The sequence below is a fragment of the Chitinophaga sp. LS1 genome (assembly GCF_034274695.1).
Taxonomy (GTDB): domain Bacteria; phylum Bacteroidota; class Bacteroidia; order Chitinophagales; family Chitinophagaceae; genus Chitinophaga.
The window spans coordinates 2253367-2274529 of record NZ_CP128362.1 but is presented as its reverse complement, the minus strand read 5'-3'; the positions used below and the strand labels follow the sequence as shown (position 1 = coordinate 2274529).

Annotated in this window: 18 protein-coding genes; 3 read left to right on the top strand and 15 right to left on the bottom strand. The window is 45.0% G+C overall.

Going from position 1 to position 21163, the window contains the following annotated elements; all coding sequences use genetic code 11:
- Positions 1 to 87: 87 nt before the first annotated feature.
- The 15 genes from QQL36_RS09500 to QQL36_RS09430 form a co-directional block, all read right to left on the bottom strand.
- Positions 88 to 606, bottom strand: a complete 519-nt coding sequence (locus QQL36_RS09500; protein WP_083724442.1) for an OmpH family outer membrane protein — start codon at positions 604 to 606, stop codon at positions 88 to 90.
- A gap of 141 nt (positions 607 to 747) precedes the next feature.
- Positions 748 to 3480 (bottom strand): outer membrane protein assembly factor, encoded by a 2733-nt coding sequence (locus QQL36_RS09495; protein WP_083724440.1) that lies wholly within the window; start codon positions 3478 to 3480, stop codon positions 748 to 750.
- A complete protein-coding gene (locus QQL36_RS09490; protein ID WP_179091172.1) occupies positions 3461 to 4222 on the bottom strand; it encodes an isoprenyl transferase in 762 nt (253 codons plus the stop codon). The genes QQL36_RS09495 and QQL36_RS09490 overlap by 20 nt, the downstream gene beginning before the upstream one ends.
- 231 nt (positions 4223 to 4453) lie before the next feature.
- Complete coding sequence (locus QQL36_RS09485) at positions 4454 to 5317, bottom strand: DUF6089 family protein (protein WP_083724438.1); 864 nt, start codon at positions 5315 to 5317, stop codon at positions 4454 to 4456.
- A 242-nt stretch (positions 5318 to 5559) separates the two neighbouring features.
- The gene (locus tag QQL36_RS09480) at positions 5560 to 6450 is read right to left on the bottom strand and encodes an NAD kinase (RefSeq protein WP_083724436.1); all 891 of its coding nucleotides are present in this window, start codon (positions 6448 to 6450) and stop codon (positions 5560 to 5562) included.
- Between the two features lie 18 nt (positions 6451 to 6468).
- Positions 6469 to 7131, bottom strand: coding sequence for a CBS domain-containing protein (locus QQL36_RS09475; protein WP_143708893.1), 663 nt, complete (start codon positions 7129 to 7131; stop codon positions 6469 to 6471).
- Positions 7132 to 7356: 225 nt separating this feature from the next.
- A complete protein-coding gene (locus QQL36_RS09470) occupies positions 7357 to 8124 on the bottom strand; it encodes an alpha/beta fold hydrolase (protein ID WP_083724432.1) in 768 nt (255 codons plus the stop codon).
- A 105-nt stretch (positions 8125 to 8229) separates the two neighbouring features.
- Complete coding sequence (locus tag QQL36_RS09465) at positions 8230 to 8775, bottom strand: CvpA family protein (RefSeq protein WP_083724430.1); 546 nt, start codon at positions 8773 to 8775, stop codon at positions 8230 to 8232.
- Between the two features lie 52 nt (positions 8776 to 8827).
- Positions 8828 to 9280, bottom strand: coding sequence for a GatB/YqeY domain-containing protein (locus QQL36_RS09460; protein ID WP_083724428.1), 453 nt, complete (start codon positions 9278 to 9280; stop codon positions 8828 to 8830).
- A gap of 27 nt (positions 9281 to 9307) precedes the next feature.
- Positions 9308 to 9655 carry a gliding motility protein GldC gene (gene gldC, locus QQL36_RS09455; protein ID WP_083724426.1) on the bottom strand — a complete coding sequence of 116 codons (348 nt, stop codon included), beginning with the start codon at positions 9653 to 9655 and terminating at the stop codon, positions 9308 to 9310.
- A gap of 86 nt (positions 9656 to 9741) precedes the next feature.
- Entirely contained in the window at positions 9742 to 10845 is a 1104-nt protein-coding gene (locus QQL36_RS09450) for a glycosyltransferase (protein ID WP_321569591.1), read from the bottom strand.
- 255 nt (positions 10846 to 11100) lie between these two features.
- Positions 11101 to 11523: a hypothetical protein gene (locus tag QQL36_RS09445; protein WP_083724422.1), complete on the bottom strand. Its 423-nt coding sequence runs from the start codon at positions 11521 to 11523 to the stop codon at positions 11101 to 11103.
- A 59-nt stretch (positions 11524 to 11582) separates the two neighbouring features.
- Positions 11583 to 12662, bottom strand: a complete 1080-nt coding sequence (locus QQL36_RS09440) for an ABC transporter permease (protein ID WP_083724420.1) — start codon at positions 12660 to 12662, stop codon at positions 11583 to 11585.
- 3 nt (positions 12663 to 12665) lie between these two features.
- Positions 12666 to 13808 carry a glycosyltransferase gene (locus QQL36_RS09435; RefSeq protein WP_083724418.1) on the bottom strand — a complete coding sequence of 381 codons (1143 nt, stop codon included), beginning with the start codon at positions 13806 to 13808 and terminating at the stop codon, positions 12666 to 12668.
- 8 nt (positions 13809 to 13816) lie between these two features.
- On the bottom strand, positions 13817 to 14617 hold the full coding sequence (locus QQL36_RS09430) for an alpha/beta hydrolase (RefSeq protein WP_083724416.1): 801 nt from the start codon (positions 14615 to 14617) through the stop codon (positions 13817 to 13819).
- Between the two features lie 150 nt (positions 14618 to 14767).
- On the opposite strand from QQL36_RS09430, the gene QQL36_RS09425 reads away from it, so the two are divergent.
- The 3 genes from QQL36_RS09425 to QQL36_RS09415 all read left to right on the top strand — a co-directional run bounded on the left by QQL36_RS09425 (position 14768) and on the right by QQL36_RS09415 (position 21092).
- Positions 14768 to 16558: an acyl-CoA dehydrogenase family protein gene (locus QQL36_RS09425; protein WP_083724415.1), complete on the top strand. Its 1791-nt coding sequence runs from the start codon at positions 14768 to 14770 to the stop codon at positions 16556 to 16558.
- Between the two features lie 115 nt (positions 16559 to 16673).
- Positions 16674 to 18482 carry an N-acetylmuramoyl-L-alanine amidase gene (locus QQL36_RS09420; RefSeq protein ID WP_321569590.1) on the top strand — a complete coding sequence of 603 codons (1809 nt, stop codon included), beginning with the start codon at positions 16674 to 16676 and terminating at the stop codon, positions 18480 to 18482.
- Between the two features lie 186 nt (positions 18483 to 18668).
- The gene (locus QQL36_RS09415) at positions 18669 to 21092 is read left to right on the top strand and encodes a TonB-dependent receptor (RefSeq protein WP_321569589.1); all 2424 of its coding nucleotides are present in this window, start codon (positions 18669 to 18671) and stop codon (positions 21090 to 21092) included.
- Positions 21093 to 21163 lie beyond the last annotated feature (71 nt).

Here is a 21163-nt window from a genome sequence, read left to right as displayed (position 1 = left end):
TTAAAAAAATTTTGAATACTAAACTAAGGTTAAAAATTGGTACAAAAGGTTAATAATTCCTAAATCACCTTTCTGTTGGATGTCTTGTTACTGCTTCTTTACACCAAGGGTATTTAGAATGTCATCACTTTTATCCAACTTAGGATCAGAGAAAATCACGGTTACACCTCCGGCCTTATCCAGCACAAAGTCGTACATGCGCTGGGCGGCTAGTTTTTGTACGGCATTATAAATTCTGTCCTGTATAGGTTTTACCAGTTCCTCTCTCTTTTTGAATAGGTCCCCTTCGTAACCAAAACGTTTCTTCTGCAAATCCTTTGCCTCTTTTTCTCTCGCTACAATCTCTTCCTCACGCTTGTGCTTTAGTTCGTCTGTAAGCATCACCTGCTCTGCCTGATAAGATTTGTACATCTTATCTACTTCCAGGAATTTAGCGTCGATCTCCTTTTGCCATTGCTCAGCCACAGCATCCAGCTTACTCTGAGCTTCTTTATATTCAGGGATATTGTCCAGAATATATTTGGTATCGATCACGCAATAGCGCTGTGCACTTGCCATCAGGGCAGTTCCCAGCACCAGGGCGATCATGAGGCTTAGTTTCTTCATAGTGTTTATTGATTTAAACTATAGGCACCCCCGGGATTTCGGATTTGCAATATATAATTTAAAATTTATTCAAACGTCACACCTAACCCTGATAGTATGAAAGCCCTCCGTCAGGAGAGCTCCATTCTGCCAGTTCCCCCATTATTCTGGTTCGAAGCCCAGCATGAAGGTGAACTTGGTCGCATCTTTCAGACCATTGCCGGATGTGATACGGTCAAAGCCGACACCGTAGTCAAATCCAAGCAGACCAAACATAGGCAGGTAGAAACGCATGCCAAGACCTGCTGAACGGCGGAGTTTGAATGGATTGTATTCCTGTACATCCCTGTAACCGTTGGCTGCTTCCAGGAATGCCAGACCAAAGATCGTAGAACTTGGGTTCAGGCTGAAAGGATAACGCAACTCCATGATATACTTGTTGAAGATCGTGAACCCTTCGTAGCCAGAAGGCTGGCTGCTTTCGGAATTGCTTCTTGGATCTGATGAATAGTATACGGGATAACCTCTCTGGGATACGATATCACGGTCATAGATCGCAAAGTTACTCAGACCATCACCTCCCAACTCGAAGCGACCGAATGGAGACAGGGTCGTTCTGTTGTTATAACGGCTGATATAACCAAATTTAGCAGCAATCTTCATTACGAACATCTTGTTGTCGCTACCCATTGGCTTGCTCAATGGAACGTACCACTCAGCATTGAATCGGTATTTCTGATATTCGATAAAGCTGAACTGATCTTTGATGGACTGCAGTTTAAAATCCTTATCCGGGCTGAACATGGAGTAAGGAGGTGTAAACTGACCGCTAAACATAAAGTTGGAACCGGATCTTGGGAAGATCTGCTGGTCAACTGATGAACGGGCCAAAGTCAGTTTCAGGTTGATATTGTTAGAGATACCGTTGGAGTACCCTGCGATATTAAAGTAGTTATAGTTCTTCAGGCTATAGCGCTGATAGTTCACCGCGTAGATAAGGGTGAAATAGTCATCAGGCCATTTCAGCTGCTTACCGAGGGAGATAGAAGCACCCATTACCTTGAAGTAAGCATTGTTTGACAGGGTAGAACCATATATATAAGAAGAATATGCGTTCGGGTTCTGGTAGCTATTATAGAAGCTTACTGAGAACTGGTTTCTCTTTTTACCGCCCAGCCATGGCTCAGTGAAAGAGAAGTTGTAAGAACGATATGCTTTACCGTTTGAGGAGACACGAACAGATAATTTCTGACCGTCTCCGCTTGGTAATGGATCCCATGTTTGTTTGTTGAAGATATTGCGCAGGGAGAAGTTATTGAAGGTCACACCCAATGTACCGGTCAGACCAATATAACCACCCCAACCTGCTGACAGTTCCAGCTGATCGTTTGCTTTTTCTTCTACTGTATAATCAATGTCCACAGTTCCGTCCTGAATGTTAGGCACCGGGTTCATACCAATCTTTTCAGGGTTGAAGAAACCAAGATTCGCAATTTCACGGTTAGAACGAATCAGGTCGGTACGGCTGAATTTCTCACCAGGCAGTGTACGCAGCTCACGACGGATCACATGTTCGTTGGTTTTTTCATTACCTGCAATACGTACTTCCTTGATCGTAGCCTGAGGACCTTCGGAGATCCTGATTTCGTAGTCGATGGTATCACCATGAATACCTACTTCTACCGGATCAGCGTGGAAGAACAGGTAACCGTAGTCCATGTACAGACCACCTACGTCACCACCTTCGGAAGACAGCAGGCGTTTCTGCAGCATTTCCTGGTTGTACGTGTCACCTTCTTTGATACCCAATACTTTTGCCAGCAGAGAGTCAGTATAGCGGGTATTCCCTTTCCAGGTGATTTTACCGAAGTAGTACTTCTTACCTTCCATCACTTCCATGCTCACATTCACACCACCGTTCAGGGATTTGTAAGTTGTATCCCTCAGCAGCACCGCATCGCGGTAACCCTGGGTGTTATAGAAAGAGATCACTTTCTCTTTATCTTCAGTGTACTTGTTTTCGTTGAACTTAGCAGAGGAGAACAGCTTGAAGCGGAAATAAGGATCCAGTTCTTCCAGTGTACGGGAAGGCTGGAGGTATCCGAAGGTAGACCAGTAGTCGCCACGGTTATCAGCCGAATCAGGCCATACTGGCTCATAATCCGGATAGATGGTGAGGCGGCTCCTTTCTTTGGTACCCTTCATTTTCTTTTTCAGTTTCGAATCTGAAATGTTCTGGTTCCCAACGATGTATATGTTGTCGACCTTGGCTTTATTACCTTTTGCTACGATAAACTGTACGTTGGTAGCATTGGATTGTGAGCTATCGGTTTGTTCATTGACAGATACTTCGGCGTTGCGGAAACCTTTTTCACTATAGTATTTCCTGATGATGCCTACAGCATTTTGTTCCATGCTTTCGGTTACCACCTGGCCTTTACGCATGCCGGTTTTCTTGATGATTTCTTCCTGTTCGGATTTTTTAACTCCTTTGAAGAGAAACTTGTTCAGACGTGGTCGTTCCTGCAGTTCAATTTCCAGCCAGATCTGACCATCTTGAATTTTGTTTACATAAATAGCGACGTTGGCAAACAGTCTTTGTCCCCACAGGGCCTGGATTGCTTTCGCAAACTGGTCGCCGCCGGGGTAAACGACTTTGTCACCTACGTTCAATCCGGAGAGGGAGATCAGCAGGGACTTATCAAGATACTGGGTTCCTGACACCACGATGTCAGCTATCTCGTATTGCTGAGGTTGTGAATTTCCCAATGGTAAGTTCAATCCCACTGGTTGTTCTGCTGCAGGGATGGTATCTCTCTCCTGGGCGGATACACGAATGCCGGCACTGCAACATAATACTATGGCCAGTAGGCTCTTAGGAAATAATTTGTTCATTCTGCTGTATTTGATCGCTTGTTTTGCCAAAGCGTCGTTCTCTGTTCTGAAAGTTTAAGATAGCTTCGTAAAGATGTTCTTTGCGGAAGTCAGGCCAACGGGTGTCTGTAAAATACAGTTCCGCGTAGGCCAGCTGATAAAGCAGGAAGTTACTGATTCTGCATTCTCCGCTGGTCCGGATCATTAGTTCCGGATCGGGCAGGTCGGCAGTACAGAGGTACTGCTGCCACTTGTCAGGAGTGATGGCCTCGGGTTCGAGTTTTCCATCTTTTACATCCTGCGCAATTTTTTTGGCAGCATTTAGGATTTCCCAACGGGCACTATAACTGAGGGCCATTATCAGGTTGAGTCCTGTACATTGACTGGTAAGGCTTATGGCCTCCTCCATCTCCATTTTACAGTTTCCGGGCAACATGTTCATGTCTCCGATTACATGTAACCGGATGTTATTTTTGATGAGCGTGCTCACTTCACTACGGATCGTATTGACCAATAGCTCCATGATCCCGTTTACTTCATAAACGGGTCGGTCCCAATTCTCGGTAGAAAAGGCATAAAGGGTAAGGTAACCAATTCCCAGTTCGGCGCAGGCTTCGGCAATATTACGCACACTTTCCACTCCCTCATAATGGCCAAACAACCTGTCCTGACCGCGCTCCTTAGCCCAACGGCCATTACCGTCCATAATGACAGCAATATGTCGTGGCAACCGTTGTAAGTCTAATTTGTCCTTCAAACTCATGAGTATCTCCGGCGTATTATATATATCGATACAGATTTTATTAAGGTGTGCAAAGATACAAAAATAGATATATGCCTTTCCCGGCAAAGGGGGGGGTGGGGTTTTAACGGATTTTTAACAGCGAAATCCTTTGCTGTTGGCTGTTTGACTCGAAAAAACGCTTATTGAAAGTAGAAGTAATAGGCCAAATGGCCAGAAAGGACTACAGATAGACAAACTTTGCCTGCGAAATCAGAATTTACATCTATAAGACGTAAACAGGATGCTAATAGTCAGTTCAGCGGTAACGAACTGATCTTTGTCACGGCTGTTACCACGCTGCCTGCCAGCTATCCCAATTCTGTCTCCGGTGGCGTAACTACGGTCCTGAAGGAGGTACGCCGGGGTGGAATTACCGTTGGCATCTGCAGGGAATAAAGCGGTACCTGCGTAGGTGGTGCTCACATCATCCAGGTAGTCGGTGTTGGTAAAGCGGTATAATACTTCCAACCCAAGGTTCACCTTTTTCGACAGGTTGTATTTAAAACCACCTCCCAGCAACCAGGCGCTAGATACGAGGCTATATGGTTTCCTGTCAGGGTACATGGCGCTCCCCTGCCCTTCTGTACGGAGTGGCTGGAGGTAGTACTTCCTGTTATTCAGGAAAGCGTATGGATTGAAGTAGAATAAAGAGGCTCCTCCCGTGAAGTATGGCGTAAAGCGGTAATAGCTGGACCCAGGTTCAAAACGGAAGAAGTTAAAATCGCCCTGCACACCCAGTTCGAATACATTGGTATTGAAACTGAGGTTACGGCGTTTTTGAAAATCGTTGTTGTTATAAGTATCCGAATAACCCAGCATCATATAACGACCGTGGAAGCGTACGCCTACGTAGTCATTCATGTACTTGCGGTAAAAGATACCGATAGCAGGTTTGGGGGCGTTGAGACGTCCATTGGTATTGAGATCCCCAAAATAATGGGCAGCTCCTATGGAAAAGCCCAGTTCACCGGTATAAGACAGCTCGTTCTGCGCAAAAGCAGGCGTCAGGAATAGGGATCCTACTGCTATAAGGGTGGACGTGATGATACGTTTGTAAAAAAAAGGTTTGCCCATAAATCGGTTTGCTTAAACGCGATAATTCCTTTAAACGCGATTATCCTGCTTTTGGTATTATAACAAGTGAACAAATGTAATAAAAAATCCTAATGTGGTAGTTTGCAAATATGTAGCCGGATTACTACAGTAAGCAGTTGTTGCTCCCGATTTTTTTGATTTTACCGTATGCAAAATCAAAAAAATCGACTTTCCGAAGGGAATGGGAAGGTTACCTTTAGCAACCTCCCCATTCCCTTCAACTATTTTAAGGTATTTCTTGCATCAATGCCCCAAAGTAACTTATGTCTTAACGTATGTAAGAAATTACTATCATCCAGCCTCAGCAGGCTCAACTTAAACGACTCTTTCTTTATAGCCAGCTGTACCGTATTATCAATCGTCTCCATTCTCGAATCAAGGGTACAAAGGAACTGATCACTCCTCCCCTCCACTTCAAAACTGATCACATTATCATCCGGTACTATAATCGGCCTCACATTCAGGTTATGCGGCGCCACCGGCGTAATCACAAAACTCCCTGCCTCCGGAAACACTACTGGCCCACCACAACTAAGTGAATACCCTGTAGATCCTGTAGGCGTAGCTACTATCAACCCATCTGCCCAATAAGTATTCAAAAACTCACCGTTCAGGTAAGTATGGATTTTCACCATTGCAGACGTATCTTTCTTATGTATAGTAAAGTCATTCAGGCCATAAGGCACCTCTCCAAACAGAGAAGGTACATTACTATCCAGATGTATCAGCGTTCTCTTATCCACCACATATGTACGTTGCTTTAACGCCTGAACTGCTGCATAAATCGCATCCTTCCCTATACTCGCCAAAAAACCTAACCTTCCAAAATTGATTCCCAGCACCGGAATATTCTTATCCCGTACATAACAAACCGTATCCAGCAGGGTACCATCCCCACCGAGGCTCACAAGAATATCCGCCCTGCCATGCAGATCTGCTGCACAGGCAAAAGTCGCTGGCTCTTTTGTATAAGTGATATGTGGCTGTAAGCCCTTAAAGAAAGCTTCGTAAATGATCACATCAATCTCCTCTCTTGCCAGCTCATTCAGCAACAACTGGATGATAGGCAGGTCTTCTCTTACAAATCCACGGCTATATATTGCAATCTGCATAACTAATCTGGAGGACGATTACATGCTGATATAATTCATCAGCAAATCGTAATTTTTTCGGAGCATATCTTCCTCCTGCTCTTCGGTGATTGTGTATTTAATAGTGTAGTTGAACCGCTCAAACGTAGCCACCAGCCCCTGTAGCTCCTGACGGTTGGTCTTTAGCAGTACTTCCAGTCTGCCAGTAGCCGGACTGGTAATGGTATTCACACTGAGCAATGTGATATCATTCGATTCTGCTATTCTCGCGATCTCACTAAGGCTGTAATCGCGGGGGTCAATATCCAGTGCAATGATACCTCCCGGTTCCTTTACACCGTTGTACTGTGCCAGTACCGCCAGTAGATTATCTTTCGTAAGTACGCCAAGGTACTCATTTTCCCGGCTGATGACAGGTAGTACAGACAATTTCAGGTCATAAAAGACCTTTAGCGCCTCATAAAAGTGGGCACTCTCCAATACGCCGGGCTTCGGACCATTATATTCCATATTCTCGAGTGATACCTCAGTATCTTCCAGATCAAGGATATCATCTTCTTCCACCAGCGCCAGGTACTTATTTTCCAATACCAGGGGCAGTTGGGAAAGATGGTATTCATTCATCAGACGCAACGCTCTGGACCCTGGGTCAAGAGGATGGAGGATTGGTATAACTGTCGATATGAGATCACGTGCCAGCATTATTAATTGCGCTATTGTGATACAATAATAGGAAAAGAATCGCTAACGTCCTCGTACCGGACGAGGGGATTTATGAATAAAGCATGCAGCTATGCTTATATACGTAACGCTAAATGCGCGTGGTTTGTTACATACAGCGCGATGGGATGGTAGTGGATGAGTGATAAAAAAAATGAAGCTGATCCTGTTGAATCAGCTTCAATATAATGATGTGAGTAGTAGGTTTTATTTACTTCCCAGTTTTTGCAGAAAAGGATGCAGGATCTGATTGAATTCATCCGGCTGCTCCATCATAGGGGCATGACCGCATTTATCAACGAAGTGCAGTTCTGAGTTAGGAATGAGTTTGTGGAACTCCTCACCTACCATTGGCGGAGTCACGGTATCGTTCAATCCCCATACCAGCAAGGTTGGGAGCTTGATTTCACGAAGTTCTTCACCCAGGTTATGGCGTATAGCCGACTTAGCCAGCGTGATGATCTTGATCACCTTAAGACGGTTGGTCGTAATGTCAAATACTTCGTCCACCAGCTCTTTGGTAGCCATTGCAGGATCGTAGAAGGTAAGTTCTGTTTTCTTGCGGATATATTCGTAGTCTCCTCTTTTAGGATAAGTTTCGCCCATCCCGTTTTCAAACAGACCGGAACTACCAGTCAGTGTGAGGGATTTGATCGGAGCTTCAGGATGTTTCAGCAGGTATACCAACCCAACGTGTCCACCCAGGGAGTTACCCAGCAGGTGTACATTGGAATACTCCATCGTTTCAATAAACTTATGAACGTACTTGGCCAGGCCAGCTACAGATGTATCCAGAATATTCAGATCAAACAAAGGCAAAAGCGGTACCACTACTTTGTTGTAGTGGCGGAAGTATTCGATCAGCCCACCAAAATTACTCAGTGCACCAAATAGCCCGTGCAATAATACCAGCGGTTCACCCTCCCCTTCTTCAACAAACTTAAACTTTCCCTGTGTTTTGATTTCGTAATCCATTGCCAAAGCTTGAAAGTCAATTTTGCGCTAAAATAATTCTTTTTATTAATTCAAATAATCTTTGAAGCGAGGGATATAGATCATTTAACCTATGTCCATGACCCTCTATTGTTTGCTCTGTATCTCCCTGGCTGCATTGTCAAAAAATGATTGCAGACTGGCAAACATATCCTTAAAGATGGGTATTAGTTTGCCAACGCCATTCATGACCGCCGGCCCGAGATGCTCAATGTACGGATATACAACAGATTGTATTTTGATTTCCGGGCTTAACCAATATAACTGATTGGCTATCCATAAAAGGACACTGTAGACCATGATAAAGATAGCACTATATAGTAAAATCCCGCCTAATTTGTTTAGCCAGCCCATCATAGCCACTTCTACCAGCTTTTGCAGCAGAGTGGCCCCAAGACGGACTAAAAATATCACTCCCAGGAACAGGGCGATGAAGCAAATGACTGGTAACCAACGTGTATGCATATCCCAATGTGATTGGGCGTACAATACGGCCACGGTGGTCAACTTCAATGCTGCTGCAAGCCCCAATGTGACTGCTATAAATGAGAATACCGCTATGATCAGACCACGGCTATATCCCTTATAAATAGCAATTACAAGGATGATGGCGAATACAATGTCTATACCCATATATTTCTATAGGAAGATAGGAGATCGGGGAAAAAGAATTAAAAGTCCCCAGTTATTTTGCCAATAACTCTTTTACTAATGCGGAAATGGCTTTGCCATCAGCTTTACCAGCTAACTGCTTGGTAGCCACGCCCATTACCTTACCCATATCAGCAGGAGAACTCGCCCCTGTCTCGGTGATAATAGCCTGAATAGTTGCTTTCAGTTCAGCTTCGTCCATCTGCTTTGGCAGGTACTTCTCGATCACAACCAGTTCTTCCTCTTCCTTTGCGGCGAGGTCTTCCCTGTTTTGCTGACGGAATATATCCAGCGAATCTTTTCTTTGTTTGGCTAACTTCTGTAACAGCTTTGTTTCGTCTGTTTCGCTCAGCTCTCCGCTAAAGCCCTCTGCAGTCTTGGCATGCAGGATAGCGGCCTTAATAGCACGCAGCGCACGCAAATCTGCTTCTGCTTTCGCAAGCATAGCTGTCTTGATAGCTGCGTTAATGTTTAGTTCCAGAGACATATATGGTTGTTTTGAAAACTTGGATTATTACTGTTCTGCCTTTTGCTTTTCTTCGAACTTCTTGTAGAATTCACGGGCAAAAGTTCTCAGTTCGTCTGCCTGATCCTTGTAAGGAGTAGCACGCTGATAAGTATCTGCCATGGTCATCATCGTCTGAAAGAAGAAATCAGCCATTTCATCCACCATCATCTGCTTTGTCCACAAGTCTATACGCAGCGCGGTCTTGTCAGCCCCATCCCAGAAAGCAATCATCATCGCCTTCGCCTGCTGGAAACGGTCTGCCTGAGTGCTATCTGTCGCCCTCCATTCAATCTTCTCAGGTATCCTGTCATTGTCCAGTTCAACCTGGATTTGTATGGTAGATGTCTTTGCCATAAAAAAATAGTTCCGATATTTTAAAAACGCAAATTTACTAATAACCTGCGAATGTGCTGATGTCCAGATTTATGATACTTATTTTATTATTTTAATATCAGGGAAGCCGCTTCTATCCAGCTTCCGGGCAGGGGCACCTGCTTGCCGCGTTCCAGCATCCTGCTGCGCAACACCTCGTCTTTGTATAATACAGACATTTTTTCTGCCAGATCGTCCAGGCTATCAGGGTCTGTATACAGCACACCTTCGGCTCCTGCCACCCTGGCCGCAGCTCCTTCTATGGCCACCACAGGTACTTCGCTCCTGAGGGCTGCATAAATAGGTAACGCCAGGCCCTCGAACCGACTGGTATATACCAGGGTATAAGCGCCGGCTACTATGCGGGACAAGGTCTCCTGATCGGCATCTTTGAGCCAGATGACGTCGTTTCTGAACTTGTAGGTGGCCATATTTTCGATGATTTCTGCACCGGCATTGGTGGGAGCGCCGGCGAGGATCAGTTTCATATTGGAACGTAAACGGCGTTTCAGCGCGGAAAATGCCTTCAGCAAAGGAAGGATATTATTCCGGGGATGCATACTGCCTACTGCTACAAAATACTCCACCCCATCTGAAAATGCCTTTTTAATCTGCTCTCTTTCCTCCCATTCCACAGGGCGATAGCTGCTATCCATACCCGGAGGCAGTAAAACCAGCTTTTCTGCTACAGAAGGGGCATAAGTTAATAAATCTTCCTGTACTACGGGAGAAACTACAAGTACTTTCTGTGCCGCCTGTATATATTTCACGGTATTTCTGCGCAGATATCGCTGCAGATCCTTAGACATACCTGTTACACCATGCAGAAAACCCGTATCTGTAACTAATAAGCGGGCAGGTATCTTGCTGCGCAGGGGCAATTGACCATCTATACCCAGGTAAAGGTCCAGCTGCTGCTTTTTGATAGCTGCCGGAAGCTGCCATTCTCTCCACCAGTACAGTTGAAATGCCTTGCGGCCTTTGAGAGGCACTTCCACAAGTTGCACATTATCAGTGAATTCGCTCAGAGATAAACCCGGACCGTCTACGAAGAAGATAAACTGGTGCTCCGGGTGCAAACGGCATAATTCCTTTAAAAGTGCTGTGCTGATATTTCCTGTATCTGCCGGCCTATCTCCAGCCAGGCCGGCGGCATTCACTCCTATACGCATAGTTAAGCTGCTTGTTCTGATGGGTGCAAAGCTACAGCTTTTGTAATAAGCAGGGTAGAAGTAGGGTAGAGATCCGTCATAACGCCGTTACAAATACGTCACTATAAGGGCACCAAAAGGGCACTTCAATATCCCAGGGATAATGAGGTGCCCTTTTGGTGATCTATTGGTGACCTTATAGTGATCTATTGGAAACGAAGTTGTACCATAGCTATAGTATAGCTACATTATGACTATGGCTATGCTTTCGCCAAACTATTCAGACTTATTAGTAATCCAGAAGGTCTTGGAAATTGTATTGTCGGGATTATCGACTGAAGTAATCACCACCGTCACCAGTACGGTGCGTAATGGCTCTAATCCGATCAGTGTGATCTCAATGGCGCCACTGGAACTCGGTGCTACTGCATTCTGCGGAATGTTGATACCACCCGGGTCAGTTACGGCTGTGACTGTAATGGTCACCCCACTGGCTGGCAATTTGGAAGTAACCTGTGCCTGAAAAGTATAGGTTGTACCGGCTGCTGCGGTATAAGAAGCCTCTGTTACATTTGCGAGAGTCACCTTCAGTCCTTCTTCAGCAGGCTTCACCGTAGTGGTGCCGTCTTTCTTTTTACAGGAAGAAAAGGTCAGTGCAAACAGGGCCAGAATAGGTAAAAGATATGATTTCAAAGGCATAAAAGTACGGATAATGGATAAAGTAAAATTAGTAGTTTTTATAATACGAAACAAGGGAATTACTGCCGTACATCCATCGCATCCCTCAAACCGTTTCCTAACAGGTTAAATGCCAGTACCATCAGCATAATTGCCACTCCCGGTGCCAGGGCCAGCAAAGGATTGTGGGTAATGATGAAATTGTAGTTTTCTTTGATCATCAGGCCCCAAGAGGGTTGTGGCGGCTGTACGCCTACCCCCAGGAAACTCAGCCCCGCCTCTACCACGATTGCCGTGGCAAAATTACCGGCAGCAACCACCATCACAGGTCCTAATATATTAGGTAAAATATGCTTTACAATTGTACGGGTATGCCCAAAGCCCAGTGCACGGGTAGCCTCGATAAAGGTCAGTTCTCTCAGCGACATCACCTGCCCCCTGATAATGCGGGCTACATTTACCCACATTGTGAGGCCTACCGCAATAAATACCTGCCAGAAACCTTTGCCCAGGGCCAGGGTAATGGCAAATACGAGTAATAATGTAGGTACTGACCAGATCACATTCACCAGCCACATCACAACCTCATCCGTTACTCCACGGAAATATCCGGCTACTGCCCCTAAGAGAATTCCAATAGTAAGCGAAATTATCACCGCTATAAACCCTACACTCAGGCTTACCCTCGTACCTACCAGCAGGCGGCTCAGGATATCCCTTCCAAACTTGTCCGTGCCCAGCCAGGCTTTGTAGTGTCTGATGTAAGTCCTTTTCGCCGGGTAGCTTTCCCTCATAGACGTATCTTCATCTATATAGCGCTGCACAATGACGCTATCTCCTGCAGAACGGTAGCTGGTCACAGGCACCCAGGTTACATCTTCTGCCTGTCCATCCATCAACCTTTCCAGGAAACCTACTTTTTCTACTGGTTGCTGTTTGGGCAATGCCAGTAAGTCAATCCTGAAACCGGGATGCTGCCCTCCTATCTCTACGATCATCCTGTTTGCCATCGGCGTGCCATCCGGTGCTACCCAATAGGCAATGACGCTGACTATGACAGCGATGGCGATCAGCAACATACCTGCTACTGCCCCCTTATTCCGTCGCAGCCTGGCCCAGGCCTGCTGCCGGAAAGATGATCGTATATTGAGTTCCGCCATAATTTATTTTACTTTTCGGCCTTTCCACTGGTAAGAACCAAACTTACCAAGCCACCCCGCCACTACAATATATGGAATATGAAATAACTGTCCGGGTATAAACCAGCCAAGCAAGCCTTTTTTCCGGAAGAATTGAGATACAGGGATCAGAAAGAAGAACTCCAGCACCACCTTGTACACCATCGCTATCAGGAAATATGGCAAAGCACCGGGGGCAAAAATGCAGAACAACCCACCAAACAACAATACCACATTCCAGAAGTAGACCAGCGCCAGCACCCAGGTGAGCCGCTTATCGTCATACTTATCTGCTTTGGATGACCAGCGGATACGCTGATTCATAAAAGCCCGGAAGGTATCGACTGGTAACGTCTCCACGATTGCATCCTGGCTTTTCAGGTATTTCACGCCATCTGGATAAGCCTTAAATACCTTGAACATCAGCAACATATCATCTCCTGAGGCAATGTTATCGATCCCTTTGAAAGCATCGACTTCATAGAATACCTTTCTTTCATAAGCAAGGTTGGCCCCATTACACATGGTACCGTCTTTCAATCGGGCTAATGCCCCCGTAATCCCCTGCATGGTCATGAAGTCCAGCGACTGCAGGATCTTGAAGAAGTTAGTTTCTTTATAGAAGCTCACCGGGGCGGCGATGAATTTAGGCTGGTATTGTTCATAGAATCTGACCATCGTACTAACCCATAGTGGCCCCATCACGCAATCAGCGTCTGTGGTCATGATCAGGTCACCGGTAGCTTGTTCTATCGCCAGTTCGATAGCCTTCTTTTTATAGGAATTCAGTCTTTCCGTAGCGCTGAGGTACTGGCTTAGTTGCAGCAGTTTGATATTGGCTGCGGGAAATTCTTTTACGACATTGGGAGTACGGTCTGTAGAAAAGTCGTCGATGACAATGACTTCAAACAGGTGTGCCGGGTAATCCTGGGCATGAAGTGCTGCCAGTAAGGGTGGCAGGTTATCCTCTTCATCGCGGGCAGGAATAATAACGGTCACTTTGGTACCACCGCTGATGGGGGCGGTGGGTGTATAGGGTGGTAATGCCTTCCAGCCAAGTCCATATCGTATCATCAATATGCCATACAATCCTCCCAGCAGGAATAAGACAGTTAGAAAAAAATACATACGCGAATTTAAATCTTATCCAATATTATTTCACCCAGGTCTTCTGTGAGTAGCTGATGACCTTTGTCAAGTACCAGTGTTTCGCAGGGGAAAGTACCGTCCATAAACCGTATACCCAATACCGATGGAATCACCCTGTCGTACTTGCCAAATATAAGCAGGGTATGGATGCGATATTGGGCCAGCAGTTGTTTGATAAGTTTCCGGTTGGGCATCATATGGGCCATGATGGTCCATACATTGAAGACCAGTTCCCGCTTTTCGAGGGTATTCATACTGTTGTTTGCAAAGCGATGCAGGCTGTTGTTGATGAGTCTCAGCTTGTTGCCGGTATTGAGTAGCCAGAAATAAAATCCCGGGTGATAGGTGATGTGTTTAAAGAGCCGGTGACCGATGCGGGTTTGCGTCACAAAGTGGTGCCAGGGATTATCCCTGAGACCATCGGCTGCCAGCAGGATCAGTTCCCTGATCTGTGGGGCCATCTTTTCTGTGATGCAAAGGGCGAGACGGCCACCCATGCTGTATCCCAACAGGGAGAAGACGGTTTTCTTTTGCATTTTCAGGAGCAGGTCGATGATCGCATGAAGGTCTTCTTTTTCAAAAGGGCGGTTTTCCTGCCACACGGTTTTGCCATGAAGGGGCAGGTCGAGTGCCACGATAGTGAAGGCATCGCCAAGAGCGGGAACCAGCCGGGAAAAAGGCAGTGTACTTTCGCCGAAACCGTGCAGGCACACAAGAAGATCGTCGCCTTTGCCGGCGATGACTCCATGGATGCGACTGTTTTCATATGGAAGGTAGAATGACTGCATTTCGCAAATGTACCAGTTTCAATTTTAACGTTTCCTATTCAGGCCGCCTACAGGCCATTGCCCTTCAATTTTCACGATTTAAAATTGCTATGTGAGGTAAAAAAAGTAAATTGAATGGTAACTCAAATTAACTGACAAAACTTTATCACAATGGAAGCAACTGTTGATAAGTCCACGTTGAAGGGCGCTGAGTTCCTGATCAAAGAAAGCCCTGTACATGAAGTGTTTACTCCCGAAGATTTCAACGAAGAACAAAAAATGATTAAAGAGATGGCCGAACAGTTTGTGGCAAAGGAAGTCACACCTGTGCTGGACCGGATCGATAAACTGGAAGAAGGGCTTATGCCTTCCTTACTGGAAAAAGCAGGCGAGCAGGGATTGCTGGGCGCTGCCTTCCCTGAGGAATACGGAGGGTTAGGCAAAGACTTCATCACAGCGACGCTCATCAATGAAGCCCTGGGTGCGGGTCACTCCTTTTCTGTAGCCATGGCGGCCCATACGGGTATAGGCTCCCTCCCCATTCTGTACTTCGGTACAGAAGCCCAGAAACAAAAATACATTCCTTTTCTTGGCTCCGGCCAGATGAAAGGTGCATATGCACTGACAGAACCCAATTCCGGTTCCGATGCACTCAGTGCGAAGACTACCGCCAAACTCTCTGCCGATGGTAAATTCTATTTACTGAATGGCCAGAAGTGCTGGATCACCAACTCCGGTTTTGCAGATGTATTCACTGTATTTGCTAAAATAGATGGCGATAAATTCACCGCCTTTATTGTGGATAAAGATACTCCCGGATTCACGCTGGGTGCTGAAGAGCACAAGATGGGTATCAAAGGTTCTTCTACCCGCCAGATCTACTTCCAGGATGCACAGGTTCCTGTGGAAAATGTACTGGGCGAGATTGGCAAAGGACATCTCATTGCCTTCAATATCCTGAATATCGGCCGTCTCAAACTGTGTGCAGCAGCATTGGGAGCCGCCAAGAAAACAGCCTCCATTTCCATTGAATACGCAAACACACGCGAGCAGTTTAAACAATCCATTGGTAACTTCGGAGCCATCAAACATAAGTTAGCAGAAATGGCAATCCGTATATGGGTGAATGAATCAGCCCTGTATCGGACTGCACAGCTCATAGACGAGAAAGAAAAAGAACTGATAGCAGCCGGTAAGCCATTCAATGAAGCCCTGCTGGGTGCCGCGGAAGAATATGCAGTGGAATGCGCCATCCTGAAAGTAGGTGGTTCAGAAGCACTCGACTATGTAGTGGACGAAGGGGTACAGATCCATGGTGGGAATGGTTTCAGTGATGAATATGTGATATCCAAAGCATATCGCGATAGTCGTATCAACCGCATCTTTGAAGGCACGAACGAAATCAATCGTCTGCTTACACTGGATATGACACTGAAGCGTGCTATGAAAGGAAGGCTGGACCTGATGAACCCCGCGATGAATGTGATGAAGGAGCTGATGAGTATTCCTGATTTTGGCAGTGATGATGAAACACCATATAGTGCTGAGAAAAAGCAGATCGTGAACCTGAAAAAAGCGATCCTGCTGGTAGCTGGTGCGGCTGCACAAAAGCTGATGACAAAGCTGGAAAGCGAACAGGAAATACTCATGAATATTGCAGATATGGCAATAGAAACGTTCCTTGCGGAAAGTGCTTTGCTACGCCTGCTCAAGCGAATTGAGATAGAGGGAGAAGCTGCAAATGCATTGCAGGCTGATATCGTGAAGACATACCTGTATGATACTGCTGATCGTATTAATAAGTATGGGAAAGATGCGATTAATTCTTTTGCTGAAGGCGATGAACAGCGTATGATGTTGTTAGGTATTAAGCGGTTTACAAAAGCTGCGCCGGTGAATACGAAAGATGCGAGGAGGAGAATTGCAGATAAACTGCTGGCGGAGAATAAATATAGCTTGTAAAAATAACCTTCCCAAAGGAGCTGCCTATCGGTAGCTCCTTTGGAATTTAATTAAGTAAATGCCATCCCGCGAAGAGGCGGATGGCATTTTTTTTGTTTATTTGCGCCGGACAATCATGAGAGTACTAGCATTCATCATACTGATACAGATAGCCTTTACTGGAGTAAAAGCGCAGGAACAAGCCTTCCTTAAAATGGTGCAGCCTGTAAAGACTGAAATCAATACCAGTAGTTCTAAGCAATATATGTCAGGTCGCACCTGTGTAAGTTGTAAAGTAACACTGAATGATGATACCATACACGTATATCCCACCGGTGTATTTGCTTTAAAGCGGATCATCAAGCCCGGCAGGACTTCATTTACACTAACCACTACGGATACTACCGGTAAAAAGGTATCCCGCACTTACAACTACTACTATACAACATTACCGCCGGTCAAAGCGACCAGCGTATTCAGAATAGATGATATCAAAGTATTTCCAAAAGGGAATAGCACACTCTCTCCCGGTGATACCATCCGTGTAAGGATCAAAGGCTATCCGGGTTGTAAAGCTTACTGGATGCATGAAACACCCTTGCGTGAATTACCTTCTTCCAGGTACGGAGCTGAAGGCTTCTACGAAGGTTTTTATGTGATACAGGAAGCAGACTCTCTGTTAGATAACAAGATTGCCGTATTCCTGAAGAATAAAGATGGCAATACCACTGTCTTACAAAGTAGTAACAAACTCACTTACCAACGTGATCAACTGCTTGCTGGCAGAACGATTGATAGAAATACCTACCTCACAATTGCACCGGAAGGAGATCGCCTTGGGCCCCTCAAAATTGGCTACCTGGATTCGGATGTATTGCTCCGCATCACCGGTAAGCAAGGCAACTATTATAAAGTAAAACTCAGCAATCAGCAAACCGCGTTCATTCCTGAGTTATTATTGGATACTGTTAGTTTGAGTGAGCCAACACCGCTCAATATCGTGGAGGCAACCCGTACATGGAGTGATGCTAAATACGACTACATCGCTGTAGGATTATCTGAACGACTCCCCTACCTCAGCACCCAGCAGGTAGATCCGGGGAAAATAACACTGGATATTCATGGGGCGAACCTGGAACCAGACTTTACGCCGGGATCTGATTCTATGCAGGAAGTAAAAGGTATCAAATGGGAACAGATCGGCTCGGATGTACTCAGAGTGAATATATCGCTGAAACATAAACAACCATGGGGCTATAAGGTCTATTATGACAGTACCCGCCTCGTAATAGCTGTAAAGCACCCACCGGCCGGTTTCCAGCTGAAAAACCTGACATTTGGTTTGGATCCGGGTCATGGTGGTACAAACGTAGGAGCACTGGGTGCCGCCGGGTATTATGAAAAGCAGCTGACCCTAATGATATCTATGTTGCTGAAAACAGCACTGGAAAAGGAAGGAGCAAAAGTACTTATGACCCGTACTACAGACCAGTTCGTTCCTAATGAAGACAGACTATCGTATTACAGGCAAATGAATCCCGATCTACTCATTAGTATTCACCTGAACTCATCTGTGAACCCGGTGGATGTACATGGTACGGCTAATTATTATAAATACCCCTTCTGCGAACCTTTTAACAGGTCGATCCACGCCCAGTTGCTAGGTTTAGGCTTGTCTGACTTTGGCAATAATGGTGACTTCAATTTTATTCTTAATAACCCGACTGAGTTTCCGGATGCCCTGATCGAGACCTTGTTCTTAAGCAACCCTGAAGATGAAATGAATGTGCTGGACGAGAGTTTCAGACAGAAGATGGTGGATAGGATCATAGCGGGGATCAAAGATTTCCTGCGGGAAGCTGAGCAGGATCAGGTGACCAGAAAGGTGACTGAGCAGGCAGCAGTGTCTGGTACGAATGAAGAAAGTCCGGGCTCCGATCAATAAAACAGGCTCTGATCAGTAAAAACAAGCACAAAAGAAGAAGTTCCTCCGTACAATTGCGATGCTTTTTCGGTAAAAAGAATGGTTCCGTCATAAATTTTCCCTTTTGCGTAAACGATTTTCCCGAATCGACACAATAACCAGGTTATTATATTGCAATTTTGCTGCGCAAAAAATAACAAAAAGTTTATGGTAAGGATGACTATTAAGTCCTTCATGCTTGTTCTGAGCATGATTGTTTCCTTCTTCTATACCGCTACTGCTACTACTTTAGAAGACAATAATGGAGGAATTAAAGGTAAGATCGTAACATCTGATGGTAAGCCAGCTGCGGATGTGTCTGTAATCTTACAGGGTACCAGTTTTATGACGGTTTCTGATGGTGCAGGTACGTTTGTGTTTAAAAATGTGCCTGCTGGTAACTATCAGGTGGCGATTTCTTTTACAGGTTTTGCGAATAAGACAGAAGATGTGACTGTAGAAGCTGGTAAAACTGCATCCGTGAAGTTCCAGCTGGAAGTATCCAGTAAACAACTTTCTGAAATAGTAATTACGGGTAATCAGGCTAAATTGGTAAGACGTTCAAGTAATTATGTGTCTAAATTACCATTAGCGAATGTTGAGAATCCTACAGTATATTCAGTGATCACCAAGGATCTGCTGGCACAGCAACAGGTATATACTGTGGATGATGCGATGAGAAATGCACCTGGTATTACTAAGATGTGGGAGGCTACCAACCGTAGTGGTGATGGTGGAGCGTACTACAACTCACGTGGTTTTACCATCCAGAGCCAATTGCGCAATGGTGTGGCAGGTAACGTTTCTTCTGTAATCGACGCGAGCAATATTGAAAGCATCGAGGTAATCAAAGGCCCTAACGCCACACTGTTCGGTGCTCAGCTGACTTCTTACGGTGGTTTGATCAACCGTGTTACTAAAAGACCTTATGACCATTTTGGTGGTGAGGTAGCAGTAGCAGGTGGTAGCTATAATTACAACCGCATCATGGCGGATGTAAATACGCCACTGGATTCTGCGAAGAATATACTGCTACGTATCAATACCGCTTATACTACACAGGACAGCTGGATGGATGTGGGTCATAGCAAAACATTTGCATTTGCACCAAGCCTTTCTTACAAAATCAACGACAGATTAAATATATCACTCGAAGCAGAATTCATGAGTGGAGAAGGTAACGGTAATACATTCTTCTTTATGCCATGGTGGTTAACTACCGCTGATCTGACGGCACAGAGAGCTGATAAACTGAAAATAGATTACAACCGTGCATTCATCAACGAAGATCTGACTGCTACCAGCCGCAATGCAAACTTTTTTGGTAGCATGAATTATAAGGTATCTGACCAGTGGAACACACAGACAGTTGTATCTATGACCAACAGTTATTCTGACGGTTTTGGTCCTTACTTCTACCTGCTGCCAGGTGATTCTATCTCCCGTCAGGATCAGTCTACTGAAAACAGTAAACAAAGCATCACTGAAATTCAACACAACTTCATCGGTGATTTCAAAATTGGTAAATTCAGAAACCGCTTTGTAGGTGGGATCGACTTCTTCTACCTGAACTCCAACCAGATGTTCAAGAGTGCTGAATATGATCAGGTGCCTACTTATGGAACTGTATCAAACTACCGTGATTTCAATGCTACAAACATGAACGATGTTTACAAGTCATTGGGTAGTTCTGTAGAATATCCATACATCTACAAAAAATACGTTTACAGTGCATATGCATCTGATGTGTTCAACATTACAGATCAACTGATGGTACAAGCAGGTTTACGTATCGATTACTATGATTTTAAAGGAAATTATAGTCCTGCTACTGGTACTACATCCGGTGGATATAATCAGACTGCATTGTCTCCTAAATTTGGTATCGTTTACCAGGTTGTTAAGGATCGTCTGTCCTTATTTGGCAACTACCAGAATGGCTTCACCAACACGAATTCACTGATCTACGTAAGTGAAACTGAGACCACTATTTCCAAGCCAGAACAGGCTAATCAATGGGAAGGTGGTGTGAAGATGGATATGTTTGATGGTAAACTGACCGGTACTATTAGCTACTATGATATCAAAGTAAAAGACGTTTTACGTTCTGATGCTGAACATCCTAATTTCTATCTTCAGAATGGTAGCCAGAAGAGCAAAGGTGTAGAAGTAAGCATTATTGCTAATCCATTCCAGGGCTTCAGCGTAGTAGCGGGTTATAGCTATAACGATTCTTATTACATTAATACAAGCGATGATGTAAATGGTCTTCGTCCAGGTACAGCGTCTTCTCCAACCTCTGCTAACCTGTGGTTGAACTACCGTATTTCAAATGGTAAACTGAAAGGTCTGAGCTTGGGTGCAGGTGGTAACTACGCCAGCGATGTGAAGATTGTAAACAGCAGAACTACGGGGGTTTTTGTACTTCCAGCATATACAGTACTGAATGCTGCACTTTCTTACGATACACCTAAATTCAGGTTCGGCGCGAAAGTGGATAACCTGACTGACAAACACTACTGGATTGGTTATTCTTCCATGAATCCTCAGAAGTCCAGAAGCTTCACTGGTACAGTTGCATTCAAGTTTTAACATAACACTTGCATAATTGTAAAAAGGGGTTATCGTAATACGATAACCCCTTTTTATTTAAATGAGCGTTT